Origin of the sequence: Flavobacterium columnare (assembly GCF_014844295.1) — a bacterium.
GTDB classification, from domain to species: Bacteria; Bacteroidota; Bacteroidia; order Flavobacteriales; family Flavobacteriaceae; genus Flavobacterium; species Flavobacterium columnare.
Window position 1 is genome coordinate 320407 of sequence record NZ_CP054494.1, and the last position, 14744, is coordinate 335150.

The 14744-nt window shown below is 31.3% G+C and carries 8 protein-coding genes; 6 read left to right on the forward strand and 2 right to left on the reverse strand.

Features of this window, described 5'->3' with window-relative positions:
• Window positions 1-9 precede the first annotated feature (9 nt).
• Window positions 10-609, reverse strand: coding sequence for a MarR family winged helix-turn-helix transcriptional regulator (locus HUE53_RS01475; protein ID WP_014165233.1), 600 nt, complete (start codon window positions 607-609; stop codon window positions 10-12).
• Between the two features lie 541 nt (window positions 610-1150).
• Between HUE53_RS01475 and HUE53_RS01480 the strand changes: the two genes are divergently transcribed.
• The 5 genes from HUE53_RS01480 (at window position 1151) to HUE53_RS01500 (ending at window position 8193) form a co-directional block, all read left to right on the forward strand.
• Complete coding sequence (locus HUE53_RS01480; RefSeq protein WP_192188632.1) at window positions 1151-3523, forward strand: TonB-dependent receptor; 2373 nt, start codon at window positions 1151-1153, stop codon at window positions 3521-3523.
• A gap of 106 nt (window positions 3524-3629) precedes the next feature.
• Window positions 3630-4454, forward strand: coding sequence for a DUF4249 domain-containing protein (locus HUE53_RS01485; protein WP_014165231.1), 825 nt, complete (start codon window positions 3630-3632; stop codon window positions 4452-4454).
• 296 nt (window positions 4455-4750) lie between these two features.
• The gene (locus HUE53_RS01490) at window positions 4751-5413 is read left to right on the forward strand and encodes a thiamine diphosphokinase (RefSeq protein ID WP_014165230.1); all 663 of its coding nucleotides are present in this window, start codon (window positions 4751-4753) and stop codon (window positions 5411-5413) included.
• Window positions 5414-5500: 87 nt separating this feature from the next.
• Window positions 5501-7492 carry an excinuclease ABC subunit UvrB gene (gene uvrB / locus HUE53_RS01495; protein WP_077225674.1) on the forward strand — a complete coding sequence of 664 codons (1992 nt, stop codon included), beginning with the start codon at window positions 5501-5503 and terminating at the stop codon, window positions 7490-7492.
• Between the two features lie 167 nt (window positions 7493-7659).
• Window positions 7660-8193 carry a hypothetical protein gene (locus tag HUE53_RS01500; RefSeq protein WP_014165228.1) on the forward strand — a complete coding sequence of 178 codons (534 nt, stop codon included), beginning with the start codon at window positions 7660-7662 and terminating at the stop codon, window positions 8191-8193.
• A 140-nt stretch (window positions 8194-8333) separates the two neighbouring features.
• On the opposite strand, the gene argS is transcribed toward HUE53_RS01500, so the two are convergent.
• Window positions 8334-10112: an arginine--tRNA ligase gene (argS, locus tag HUE53_RS01505; RefSeq protein ID WP_014165227.1), complete on the reverse strand. Its 1779-nt coding sequence runs from the start codon at window positions 10110-10112 to the stop codon at window positions 8334-8336.
• Window positions 10113-10314: 202 nt separating this feature from the next.
• Between argS and HUE53_RS01510 the strand changes: the two genes are divergently transcribed.
• Window positions 10315-14628: a T9SS type B sorting domain-containing protein gene (locus HUE53_RS01510; RefSeq protein ID WP_077225673.1), complete on the forward strand. Its 4314-nt coding sequence runs from the start codon at window positions 10315-10317 to the stop codon at window positions 14626-14628.
• The last annotated feature ends 116 nt before the right edge of the window (window positions 14629-14744 follow it).

Genomic DNA, 14744 nt, shown 5'->3' on the forward strand with positions numbered 1-14744 from the left:
CCTTTTTTCTTACGCTTTTATATGTTCAGGACAATCCATTCTAATCTCTGTTTTTTCTAAACGTGTTTGCATAAGATTACAAAAATGGGTATCTTTTTTGTCTGAATAAAATTTGCAGCTAAAACACATCCGTTGTACGGAAACAATATTTGATTGAGATAATTTAAAAATCAATTTTGATAATAATTCCCAAATCACTTCTTTATCTGAAATCTCTTGCTTTTCAAAAAAAACTTGCAAAGGCTGAGTAAAGTCTTCTGATTTTAAAACAATTTCAAGTCCGTTAGCTGTCAACTTCATACAATAACTTCTAGAATCATTAGGATCTTGTATTTTTTCAATTAGTCCTTTTTGCTCTAATGTTTTTACAGCATCACTTATTGTAGGTTTGGTAACGCCAAATTCTTTTGCTAAATAACTAACCGTTGAATATTTTTCATTGTGATGTTTTATAAAAATAAGTATTTGTATTTGAATAGGGCTTAAAGCCCATTTTTTAGATTGCTCCCAGATTAAATAACGATGCACTGTAGCTAGTTTATCTAAACCAGCCACAATTTTATTGTCAATTGATAAATTTTGATATTTTAGATTAAATACACTTTTCATAAAAAAGTAAATCAGGAATTAGCCTTAGCAAACAAAATTAGTAATACTATTTTTTTAATCATGTATAAATTCGTAATTTATGAAATAAATGATAAAAAGTATTCTATAAATAAAAACAATAGACTTGTATTTCTGTTTTTTATTTTATTTAAAAAATTGACTTTAAACTACTTAGAACATTTTATCAGTAATCTTACTATCGTATTAACTCCGTATTTTACTTATTTAATATTTATATTTTTGATGTAAATTTAGCTCTGTTATTTTTTATTTAAAAAAATGTTTTTTATTTATTAAACACGTAACCAATAACTTGATTTTCAAACTATTTTTGCAGTGTAAATAGATGAGGATATTTTAGGCTATTAAAGACAACAAAAACAATAAACAAACCGCTTTTAGAGTCTATTAAATAGAATAAAGGCAATGAAAACAAGCATTTTTTTCATATAAAAGAACTCAAAAAATTGTTATTAACAAAGCTAAAAGTTATGAGATTCAAAAAAACGAACCCTTTAAAAAATTAAAAAACAAACATACAATGAATTTAAAAAATATATTACTGTTATTTCTTACTCTATACAGTTCATTTCTTTTTAGTCAACAAAAATTTACCTTAAGTGGTATTATTTCTGAATCTAAAACAAATGAAACTGTAATCGGTGCCAACTTACAAATTGAGGGTACTTCAATAACCTCTTCAACTAATGAATATGGTTTCTTTTCTATTACTTTACCTGAAGGAACGTATACTTTAGTTGTAAGTTCTTTTGGTTTTAAAACAGAACGCCAAAAACTGGAACTAAAAGGAGATGTTAAATTAAATTTTCGATTAGAAGAAGAAAATAAGCAGTTAAAAGAGATTGTAATAACAGACACGAAACAAAAGGCTAATATACGCAAACCTGAGATGAGTGTTCATAAATTAAACATTCAAACAATCAAACAAATTCCAGCGGTATTGGGGGAAGTAGATATAATCAAATCCCTTTTATCATTACCTGGTGTTACTAACGCGGGAGAAGGACAATCGGGTTTTAATGTTCGAGGCGGTGGAGCAGATCAAAACTTAGTTTTATTAGATGAAGCTACAGTATATAACGCATCACATGTTTTTGGGTTCTTTTCGGTATTCAATCCGGATGCTATTAAGGATCTAAAACTGTATAAAGGAGGAATTCCCGCAAAATATGGTGGTAGAGCTTCGTCTGTTTTAGATATTTATCAAAAAGATGGCAATAGCAATCGTTTTTCAGCCAATGGTGGTATTGGGCTTATTACAAGTCGGTTTTTAGCAGAAGGTCCTATTGTAAAAGAGCGAGGTTCTTTTTTGATTGGAGGGAGATCTTCTTATGCTCATCTATTTCTTAAATTAAGTGATAATAAAAATGCAGCTTATTTTTATGATTTAAACGCTAAATTAAATTATAAACTAAACAACAACAACAACCTATATTTATCAAGTTATTTTGGTCGTGATGTATTTGAATTTAGCAATACCTTCTATAATACTTACGGCAATACAACACTCAATTTAAGATGGAATCATTTATATTCAGATAAACTTTTTTCTAATCTATCCTTAATTTATAGTGATTATTATTATGGTTTGAGGTTAGATTTTGTGAGCTTTAATTGGAACTCTGGTATCAAAAATTACAATATCAAATATGATTTCAAACATTACATAGTAGACAAATTAAAGCTAAACTATGGTTTAAATGCCATTTATAGTGATTTTAATCCTGGAATTATTGAACCAACGGATCAAAAATCCCCCATAACCTATAAGAAGTTAGATCAAAAGTATGCTTTTGAACCGGCCCTTTATCTAGATGTTGAACAAAAAATAGGTTCAAAAATAGGTATTTCCTACGGGTTGCGTTATAGTCAATTTTATCGTTTGGGAAATTCTACTATTAATTACTACGATAATGATAATCCTGTAATTTTTGATTCGGAATCAAAAATTTATGGGAAAGCGACTCCTATTGGTCAAAAAACCTTTGGTTCATTTCAAAAAATAGCTTTTCATGATTATTTAGAACCTCGTTTTGCCATGGCATACGAGTTAACTCCTGAACAGTCCTTAAAACTAAGCTATAATCGTATGGTACAATACTTACAGCTGGTTTCTAATACAACTTCTCCTACTCCTCTTGATGTTTGGACTCCTAGTGATAATTATATTAAACCACAAGTTGCAGATCAAGTAGCCATGGGATATTTTAATAATTTCAAAAATGACATATACACCTTAGAAGTTGAAACATTTTATAAAAAAATACAGAATAGAATGGATTATATTGATGGTGCAGATTTGATAGCCAATGAAGCCATTGAACAGGTTGTTTTAAATGGGCAAATGCGTTCGTATGGTTTAGAACTTTTACTCCGAAAAAATAGCGGAAACTTAACGGGATGGTTATCCTATACGTTATCTCGTTCTGAACAGCAAACTCCTGGAAGAAACAACCAAGAAACAGGAATTAATGATGGAAACTGGTACCGATCTGCTTATGATAAACCTCATAATATCGTATTTACAGGAGCCTATAAATTAAATGAAAAATGGAGTTTTGGAGCTAATTTTACTCTTCAATCAGGACAACCCGTTACGTATCCTAATGCCCAATATGTATACCAGGACCTAGTGGTACCTAGTTATGGGTTAAGAAATGAAAACAGACTACCTACTTATCATCGTTTGGATGTATCTGCTACGCTAAAACCTAGAAAAAATGTAAATAGAAAATGGCAAGCAGAATGGGTTTTTAGTATCTATAACTTATACAATAGAAAAAATGCTGCCTCTATTAGTTTTAGACAAAATAAAGACACTGGAATTAACGAAGCCGTTAGATTATCCATTTTTGGCATGATTCCGTCTGTATCGTATAATTTTAAATTTTAAAGTAAATACATTATAAATAATATAAAATTGCTATCAACGCGTATTGATTACAAATGAACTTACCTGAATAAGAGTCATTTATATACGCCCCATAAATTTACACCACATGAAAAAAATATCTTTATTTCTATATAGCTGTATCCTTGTTTTATTGTTTGCAAATTGCGAAGACGTGGTAGATATACCCTTAGAAACAGCTACTCCTAAACTTGTAATTGATGCAAATCTAAAATGGATGCCCAATACAACAGGACAAAACCAAACGATTAAACTTAGTCTTACTAACCCTTTTTATTCTAACGATATTTTACCTGCCAATAATGCTATAGTAACTATACAGGATACAACTAATCAAACTTATACTTTTAATCAAGTGTCTGGTACTACTGATTATGTTTGTAACCACTTTGTTCCCTTAGTAGGTCAAACCTATACTCTAAAAATAATTTACCAAGGCGATGTTTATACTGCTAGTAATACCTTGCTTGCTACCCCTAAAATAATTGAAATCAAACAAGAAAATCAAAAAGGGGTAAATGGAAAAGATCAAATACGAATTAAAGGTTTTTTTAAAGATGATGGAAATGAAAAAAATTATTATTTATTTAAAATAGATAATAGCAAAATTGCTTTTCCTGAATATAGATTACTAGATGATAAATTTTCTCAAGGAAATGTTATGTTTGGTCTTTTTTATGATGAAATAGAATCTAATGATAAAATAAAAATCAGCATACAAAGTATTACTGAAAGACATTTTTATTATATGAGTAAATTGCTCAGTATCTCAGGACAAAATGGGGGAGGTCCTTTTAGTACCCCTCCTGCAACTTTACGAGGAAACATTATTAATCAAACCCATAATGATCGTTTCCCTTTTGGCTATTTTAATTTAAGCGAAGTATCATCAGAGGATTATATCGTAAAATAACAAAAAAAATGTCCAAAAGGTCGTAATTGTATTAATTCTGTTCAGTTCCTTCGTCGTTTTAATCAGCTAATAAGAAAAAGATTGAAACGAATCAGGCAATGATGCTACTCCCCTTATAATTCTTTCTTGAGTTAGAGCAACAAACTAAACATGTCAATACCTCTTTTTGGACAATTTCTAAAATAATATAAAAGTAAAACTCTAGAAAATAGTCATTACACTTTTAATAACAAAATGGTGTTTCTATTTTTTATTAAACTTAGCCTAGTATTAACCCTCTTTTTTTTGTAGAAAAAATGTCTTCACACTCCGTTGTTAGAGATAACCAAGAACCCGCATTAATAATTGCCAATGGAGCGGAATGCTCACGCGAATTATTAGATCAATTACTCGAATGGTCCCCATTTGTAATTGTTTTAGATTCAGCTATAGAAAGAGTTCTTAATTTAGGCATAAAAGTAGATGTTTTATTAGGCGACTTTGATAGAGGATTTGATGCTGAATCTTATAAAGAAAGACAATACCCTCTTGAAATTGTTCATACTCCAGACCAAGATAAAACAGATTTAGAAAAAGCGTTTGATTATTTGATTAATAAAGGACATAAAGCCGTAAATGTTATTTGGGCTACAGGCAAACGAGCGGATCATACTCTGAATAACATTACTAGTATCGCTCGCTATAAAAAAGAATTAAAAATTGTAATTCTAGATGATTATTCAAAAATTTATTTACTGCCTCAAAAATTTGAAAAATGGTACCCTAAAAACAGTATGCTTTCACTTATTCCAATTGGAGAAGTCAAAGGTATTCATTCTAAAAATTTATTTTATCCTTTAAACAATGACATCTTAACTTTAGGTTTTAAAACAGGCAGTAGCAACTTTGCAACACAAGATGGTATTGTAACCATTGAACATAAAGAAGGACATTTATTATTAATAGAATCCTTTGATTGATCTATTTCAATGATGAAAACACTTAAAACTAGCGTAGCTAATATGATCAATAAAACTTTAACTTTACATTTCCAATTTTAGTATTAAATGAAATTTCAAGTTGTATCTAATTTTTCTCCTATGGGAGACCAGCCTCAAGCTATTAAAAAATTAGCCGAAGGAATCCAAAATGATGAAAAGTATCAAACTTTATTAGGTGTAACAGGATCAGGTAAGACTTTTACAGTAGCCAATGTAGTACAAGAAGTACAACGTCCTACTTTAGTCCTAGCACATAACAAAACATTAGCTGCTCAATTATATTCAGAGTTCAAACAATTTTTCCCTAATAATTCAGTACAATACTTTGTATCTTACTATGATTATTACCAACCCGAAGCATATATACCTGTAACGGGGACTTATATAGAAAAAGATTTATCAATTAATGACGAATTAGAAAAACTTCGTTTAAGCACTACCTCTGCCCTACTTTCCGGTCGAAGAGATGTATTAGTGGTCGCTTCTGTTTCATGCCTATATGGTATTGGAAATCCTGTCGAGTTTCAAAAAAATGTTATTTCTATTGAAAGAAATCAAGAAATTTCAAGAACAAAGTTTTTACATCGTTTGGTTCAAAGTTTATATGCTCGTACTGAAGCAGATTTTAATCCCGGTAACTTTAGAATAAAAGGAGACACTGTTGAAGTCTTTCCTGGTTATGCAGACGATCCCTTTAGAATACATTTTTTTGGCGAAGAAATTGAGGAAATTGAGGCTTTTGATGTAAAAACGTCCAGAGTAATAGAGCGTTATGAAAAACTAAACATTTATCCAGCTAATATGTTTGTTACCTCTCCTGATGTTTTACAAAATGCTATTTGGAATATTCAACAAGACTTGGTGAAACAAGTAGATTATTTTAAAGAAACAGGCAAACATTTAGAAGCAAAACGGTTAGAAGAACGAACGAATTTTGACCTCGAAATGATCCGTGAATTGGGGTATTGCTCAGGAATTGAAAATTATTCTCGCTATTTAGATGGTCGGGAAGCTGGTACTCGTCCTTTCTGTTTATTAGATTATTTTCCAGATGATTTTTTAATGGTTGTAGATGAAAGTCACGTAACTATTTCTCAAGTACATGCAATGTATGGTGGCGATAGAAGTAGAAAGGAAAACTTGGTTGAATATGGTTTTAGATTGCCTGCTGCTTTAGATAACCGTCCTCTTAAGTTTGAAGAATTTGAAGCCCTACAAAATCAAGTCATTTATGTATCTGCAACACCCGCTGATTATGAATTACAAAAATCTGAGGGTATTTATGTAGAACAAATTATTCGTCCAACAGGATTGTTAGACCCGATTATTGAAGTACGTCCAAGTACCAACCAAATAGACGATTTAATAGAAGAAATCCAACAACGCTGTGAAGTAGATGAACGTGTTTTAGTAACTACTTTAACCAAGCGTATGGCGGAAGAATTGACTAAATATTTAACCAAAGTTTCCATTCGCTGTCGTTATATACATTCTGATGTAGATACACTAGAGCGGGTACAAATCATGCAGGATTTACGCAAGGGTTTATTTGATGTGTTAATTGGTGTTAACTTACTTCGTGAAGGATTGGATTTACCAGAAGTTTCTTTAGTAGCTATCCTAGATGCTGATAAAGAAGGTTTTTTACGCAGTCATCGTTCTTTAACACAAACTGTAGGACGTGCCGCTCGTAATATTAATGGTAAAGCTATTATGTATGCTGATAAAATAACGGATTCTATGCAACGTACGATTGATGAAACGAATTATCGTCGTGAAAAACAAATTAATTTTAATACCGCACATAATTTAGTACCAAGAGCTTTGAATAAATCTATTGAAAATCATTTATCTAAAAGTTCAACAAATAGTTCCCATCATGAACATTCTATTTCTAAAGCTGCAGAACCTGAAACGGAATATCTAACTAAACCTGAAATAGAAAAACGTATTCGTGAAAAACGAAAGGCAATGGAAAAAGCTGCTAAAGATTTAGATTTTATGCAAGCAGCAAAATTACGTGACGAAATAAAAGTTTTACAAGAAAAGTTAAACTAATTTTTTCAATAAAATTTAAGATTCTTTTTTTAAAAAAGAAGTGTGAACTATCTTTCTTTTTTATTTATTTACAATTTAATAGTTGTATTACGCTCCTTTTTTGTCTATTATCTGTTTTTGAACAATATTTATTAATTTAATACCGTTAACTAACTAAAAATTACAAAATGAAAAAAACTTTTTTAACATTCATTACTTTATTGGGCATTACGGCTACAGGCATAGCTCAAGATAATGCTATAGGGATACGTCTTAACGAAAACAACGGTTTTGGTGCTGAAATCACTTTTCAAAGAGATCTCTCTGATGACAATAGAATAGAAGCTAATCTTGGCTTCAAAAATCAAGGATATACAAGATATGGCAACTATAAGTATGATCAACGTGAAATAAAACTTACCGCTTTATACCACTGGGTTTTTGATATAAAAGACGGTTTTAAATGGTTTGTTGGACCTGGTGCGGGAATAGGTTCTTGGTCTGCTTCTTCTTACTATAATTCAAATAATGGTAGGTATGAGGACAAAACGGGAATTTATTTAATTGTTGCTGGGAATGGAGGAATTGAATATAATTTTGATTTCCCGTTAAGATTAGCAGTAGATCTAAGACCCGAGCTTTATATAAGTTCTGAATACAAAGACATAACCGATAGAGGATTTGGTCCGAACGTAGGGGTAAGTGCTCGTTATTGCTTTTAAAAAAAGGAGGCTGTCCTAAAAGTTTGCAATCTTGTCATCGATCAAAGGGAGAAATCACATAATCCTGATTATGAAACTCCTCCTTCGTCGGAGTGACAAACTGCATGTTGATTTATTACTTTTTGGACAGCCTTATCTTATTACATTCTTTCAGGAACTTGAATTCCTAGTAAACTAAATGCTCGTTGAATTGTTTCTCCCACTAATTTAGCCAATTGAACTCTAAAAATCTTTTTATCTGTATTTTCTTCACCTAAAATAGATACATTTTGGTAAAACGAATTAAATTCTTTAACTAAATCATACGTATAATTAGCTACTAACGCAGGACTATGGTTAACCGCTGCATTTTGAATAGCTTCAGGGAACAAAGCAATTTGTTTGATGAGTTCTTTTTCCTTTTCGTGTAATTCTTTTAAAAGAATGTTCTCTGAACAATCAAAATCTGCTTTTCTTAAAATAGACTGAATACGCGCATAAGTGTATTGAATAAATGGTCCTGTATTTCCATTAAAATCAACGGATTCTTCAGGATTAAACATCATTGTTTTTTTAGGATCTACTTTTAGCATATAGTATTTAAGAGCTCCTAGACCTATTATTTTGTATAAATCTGCTTTTTCCTGATCCGTATACCCATCTAATTTTCCTAATTCTTCTGAAATAGATTGTGCTGTAGATGTCATTTCTGCCATTAAATCATCTGCATCTACTACAGTTCCTTCACGTGATTTCATTTTACCTGAAGGTAATTCAACCATACCATAAGAAAGATGATACAATTGCTCAGCCCAATCAAATCCTAATTTTTTTAGAATTAGGAACAATACTTTAAAATGATAATCTTGTTCATTTCCTACTGTATACACCATTCCTCCTACATCTGGAGTATCTTTTACACGTTGAATAGCTGTTCCTATATCTTGTGTTATATATACAGATGTTCCGTCTGCACGTAAAACTAATTTTTCATCTAATCCTTCAGACGTTAGATCGATCCAAACAGATCCGTCTTCTTTTTTATAAAAAACTCCTTTTTGTAATCCTTCTTCTATAACATCTTTTCCTAACAAGTAGGTATTACTTTCATAATAATACGAATCAAAATCAACTCCTAAATTTTTATAGGTAACACTAAACCCATCGTATACCCATTGATTCATTTTTTTCCAAAGAGCAACTACCTCGGCATCACCAGCTTCCCATTTGCGAAGCATTTCCTGTGCTTCTAAAATAGATGGTGCTATTTTTTTTGCTTCTTCTTCAGTGTGCCCCGCTGCTATTAGCTCTTTTATTTCATTTTTATATTGTTTATCAAATTCAACATAAAAATGCCCCACTAATTTATCGCCTTTTAAGCCTGTGGATTCTGGTGTTTGATTCTTCCCTTCCTTTTGCCACGCTAACATAGATTTGCAAATATGAATACCACGATCGTTTATAATTTGTGTTTTATAAACTTTTTTCCCTGATGCTTTTACTATTTCAGCCACGGCATGGCCTAATAAATTATTACGAATATGTCCTAAATGCAAAGGTTTATTGGTATTAGGCGAAGAATATTCTACCATCACGGCCTTGTCTCCTTCTATAGGTGCTTTAAAACCAAATTGTTCAATTGTTCTAGCTGCATTAAAAAAATCTACATAATAACGGTCGGCAACTACTAGATTTAAGAACCCTTGTACCACATTAAACTTTTCAATTTCGGCTACGTTTTGAACTAAATAATCACCTATCTTACTTCCTATTTCCACAGGATTCCCTTTTATAAGTTTTAATAAAGGAAAAACGACCATGGTGATATCTCCTTCAAATTCCCTACGGGTAGCCTGAAATTCTACTTTATCAAGTGAAACCTCAAACAATTGCTCTACTGCAATCTTAATCTTTTCCGTAAGAATTTGTTGTAATGTCATAATTTAATTATTTTTTAAAGTATACAAAGATACTATTTAAATAGAAATTCACTAAATTTATATAGCAAGTAGAATTCGGAGTTTTTTTTAAAAAAACTCCCCAAAACAAATTGAAGGATCTAAAATAAACCTATTTATATTTTTATCAGTTTTTTCCTATATTTAATATAAGTTTGTCGTCTCATTTTTAAAGAATTGTACCATGCTCAAAAGATACCTACTCTTATTGGTCTTTTTTATAGACTTTTATTCTAATGCGCAATTTATTTCTGTTGAAACAAATCGAACTCCTGATGATTTAGTACGCAACGTATTAACACAATCTGTCTGCATAAACGTCTCTAATGTCAAGAGTTCTACAGGAACGAACTTTGGATCTACAAATGGCATTGGTTCTTTTAAAAATACAAATCCTGCTTTTCCTATTAGTGAAGGGATCATTTTGAGTACAGGAAATGCCCTAAAATCTGCGGGGCCCAATACCACAAGGTTACAGGACGGAACCAATACATGGCCTGGTGATAGTGATTTGACTTCTGTATTTACAACTGATCCTGCTTTTCCGCCAATTTTTTTAAATGCAACGAAATTAGAATTTGACTTTAGCTCTTTGAGTTCTCATATTCAGCTCCCTTTTATTTTTACTTCTGAGGAATATGGCACTTATCAATGCAATACCTATGATGGAATTGCTATTTTACTAACGCATCCTGATGGAAAGGTGGAAAATCTTGCTTTAGTCCCTAATACAAATCTTCCTATTTCTGTGGAAACAATCCGTAATAATTTATACAACTCTAGTTGTAATTCAGCTAATCCAACCTTTTTTGGTAGTTTTAATGGAGGAATTAGCACTAGTACTTCTCCTATTAACTATAATGGGCAAACAGTTTTATTATATGCTACTAAAGATAATTTAATAAAAGGGGCTACTTATCATCTTAAAATTGTTATTGGAGATAGAAATGTAACCAGTGATGATTCTGCTATTTTTTTAGGTAGAGCCAACTTTTCTTTGGACACCTCTCCTTTGGGACCTGATCTAACCCTATGTAATAACGAGGGTATAAACGAAACATATACATTACAATCAGGACTAGATAGCACCTTATATGATTTTGAATGGAGAAATCAAAATAACAATTCTATTGGTACAAATGCTCCTAATTTAGTTCTAAATCAAGCGGGAAGTTATCGTCTGATTTATTATATAAAGTCAACTCCTTGTATTGCTGGACAAGACGAAATTAAGATTGGTTACCAGAGTGCTCCATCTAGCGTAAATCCTAAAGTTTTATATAAATGCAATACGAATTCAACTAGTTATGATTTTGATCTCAGCTCGAATCAATCTTTATTAAATCCAACAGGTGCTCTAACAATTAGTTTTCATGATACATTGTTAGATGCTCAACAAAATATTAATTCTATAAGCAATAATTATAACGTTGTAGCGAGTGCGCTTCCTAAAATTATTTGGACAAGAATTCAAAATGCAAATGGTTGTTATAATACAAAATCTTTTGATTTACAACTGACCCCTTCTCCTTCATTAATTAAACCTACAGACATTACAAAATGTGAAAATACTTTTGGAAGTGGGGAAACCTTTATTTCTACACAAGAATTTTCAATTCTAACGAATAAGTTACTGAACGGATTATCGAGTTCTATTTATCAAATAAATTATCATTTACAACCTGATTTTAGTGATTCTCCTATAGATACGAATAAACCTTTTTTAACAGGTAATAAGACTATTTATATTCAATTATTTGTAAAAACGGAAACAAGCTGCTTTGTTACGGAATCCTTTAACGTTATCGTAATTCCACGACCTGCATTGGAAGTTATAAAAGATCAATATGTTTGTGTTCAATACACCTTACCAGAACAGCCTAATGGAGCTCAATATTGGTCTGGCCCTAATCAAACAGGCATTAATTGGCCTGCAGGAACTAACATAACAATAGATGGAACATTAGTGTATCAATATATAAGTAGTGGAAATCTTAGTGATTGTTATATAGAAAGTGCTTTTACCGTACATGTTGTAAAATCAACCCAATTAATTCCTACTACCCTAACAAGTTGTGACAGTTATATTATTCCTGGCCCTCGTATTCCTGGATCAAAGTTTTTTTTAGATAGTGCATTAACTCAACAAATACTTCCTGGTACTAGCATCAGTACAATTGGAGAAACAACTTTATATGTAAGTTATGTGTTTTCTGATCCTAATTGTCCTCCTATTACGACCTCTTTTAAGATAAATATCTCAAAAAGCCCCACTATAAAGAATACTTTTACTAATTTATTTAGTTGTATTCCTATAACCAATTTACCAATCTTGATTACAGATCTTGGAACCGCAGATTACTACACCTATGATAATGCTACTGGTATCTATAGTATATTAAGTTTTCCTATTAGTAAAACAACTCATGTATATGCTTATGCTATAAACAATAATTGTCGCTCAAATATTTACGATTTTTGGGTTTATATAGGAGATATTGGGTTAAAAAATATTGATTCTTGTAGTAATTTTTATATTTTACCCCAACCTGTTATAGGTGAATTTAGAGATGCTCCTAATGGAGGTGGGAACCTGATAAAAACACCTAAAACGATTACCCAAAACACAACCATTTATCATTATATTGAAAATGCTAGTTGTACTTACAATAGTTCTTTTAGTATAAATTTTCACCAACCTTCTTTAGTAAGTCCTGAAGAGGCTAAATCTTGTATAAATTATATTTTACCAATAGAAAGCCAAGGAGGAAGGTATTTCACATTACAAGGAGGTCCTAATACACCTGGCAATACTGAACTATTCCCTAACAATGAAATAAAAACCTCTACAACTCTCTGGATTTATAAAGAGTCTAGTACAGCCCCAGGAAACCTAACCCCTAAATGTTTTAACGAAGTCCCTTGGAAAATAACTATTTTTAACAAACCTATTATTGATGTCCGAGGGGACCAAATTACCTGCTTTAAATACGATCTGACTCCTTTAGCTAATGGAAATTATTACCAAGACCCTAATGGTCAAAACCTTATAACTAATTTAAGCATAGACAGTAGTGATCTAAGACCTGGAATAGAACAATCAACTAGAGTAAAAACTATTTATATATATGCACAAAACCCTGTGGTATCTAACTGTTACAGCCAAAGTTCTTTTACCATAACGTTTGATAGTTTAGAGGTTCCTCCACAAACAGATCTAGTAGTTTGTAATTCTTACACCCTTCCTACTCTGCCTGTTAATATGCTATATTATGATAGTCCTATGGATCCTGCCCATCCTGAATTACCTCATCCTGGTACAATTATTCCAGCAGGAACTACCTATAACACTTCCAATGTCATAAGTCCTATTTATGTATATACGAGTACTAATAACAAACTTAAGTGTATAGATGAAAAAAGTTTTAAACTAACAATTATATCTCAACCTGTTGCTCCTAAAAATATAAGCACACTTCCTGTATGCGATGAGTTTCAAGATCCTTTTGATGGTATCTTTCAATTTGATTTAAGCACAATTAATACTCTTGTTTTAGGAAATACAACTTCATCCAATGATTTAAAAGTAGACTATTTCAGAAGTTTTAATGAAGCAAATGATTTAAATGCAACCCCTCTAACTATAAAATACATCAATAATATCCCTTTTAACCAATCTATTTGGGCCAGATTATCAAGCCGTAAGCTCAATTCTTGTTTTGATGTAAGCAATGAAATAAAATTAATCATTGAGCCATTGCCCAAATCTAATTTACAACCAGAATATATTATTTGTGAAGATTATGCAACGGGTACTTTATACAATCAAGCAATTTTAGATACAGGTTTATCCTTACAAAATTATCAATTTCAATGGTTTTATAACCATACTCCTTTGGCAGAGAAAACCCCTTCAATCACGGTTTCACAAGATGGTAATTATTCTGTAATGGTAACCAACACTACCACTAATTGTACAAAAAATTACACCACAAAGGTAATTAAATACAAACCTTACATTCTCTTAGAATATAGTGATGCTTTTGAAATACCATCTTATATTAAGGTTAATGTTATGGGGAATGGTTCAGGCAATTATAGCTATCAACTAGATAATGGTAACTATCAAGAGAGCCATCTATTCTATAATGTAAGCCCAGGAGAACATACCATTGCATCAAAAGATAATTCAGGGCATTGTAGCCCTGCTCCTATTACAATATCAATTATTAACCATCCAAAATATTTCACTCCTAATAATGATGGTCATAATGATTATTGGAATATTCCTGATTTAATCCAATCCAATCCAACAGCCTCTATTCAAATTTTTGATCGTTATGAAAAACTAATTCAACGCTTTTCTCCTAATTCAAAAGGTTGGGATGGAACCTATCAGGGCATTCCTTTACCAGCCGATGACTATTGGTTTACAGTAGAATACAATGAAAAAAATAGTACAAAAATTTTCAAATCCCATTTTAGTTTAAAAAGATAATATTTTAATCCCGAAAATTTTTCGGGATTTTTTTTATCTAAACTGTAACAAAAAAAATCATATTACGTCTTACTCTACAGAATCAAATTTAATTCTAAAAGTACCTTGTATTACAC

Bases quoted from the DNA above. Each gene is read 5' to 3' on its own strand.
- HUE53_RS01475 (WP_014165233.1), bottom strand. From the start codon at position 609: ATGAAAAGTGTATTTAATCTAAAATATCAAAATTTATCAATTGACAAT.
- HUE53_RS01480 (WP_192188632.1), top strand. From the start codon at position 1,151: ATGAATTTAAAAAATATATTACTGTTATTTCTTACTCTATACAGTTCA.
- HUE53_RS01485 (WP_014165231.1), top strand. From the start codon at position 3,630: ATGAAAAAAATATCTTTATTTCTATATAGCTGTATCCTTGTTTTATTG.
- HUE53_RS01490 (WP_014165230.1), top strand. From the start codon at position 4,751: ATGTCTTCACACTCCGTTGTTAGAGATAACCAAGAACCCGCATTAATA.
- uvrB (WP_077225674.1), top strand. From the start codon at position 5,501: ATGAAATTTCAAGTTGTATCTAATTTTTCTCCTATGGGAGACCAGCCT.
- HUE53_RS01500 (WP_014165228.1), top strand. From the start codon at position 7,660: ATGAAAAAAACTTTTTTAACATTCATTACTTTATTGGGCATTACGGCT.
- argS (WP_014165227.1), bottom strand. From the start codon at position 10,112: ATGACATTACAACAAATTCTTACGGAAAAGATTAAGATTGCAGTAGAG.
- HUE53_RS01510 (WP_077225673.1), top strand. From the start codon at position 10,315: ATGCTCAAAAGATACCTACTCTTATTGGTCTTTTTTATAGACTTTTAT.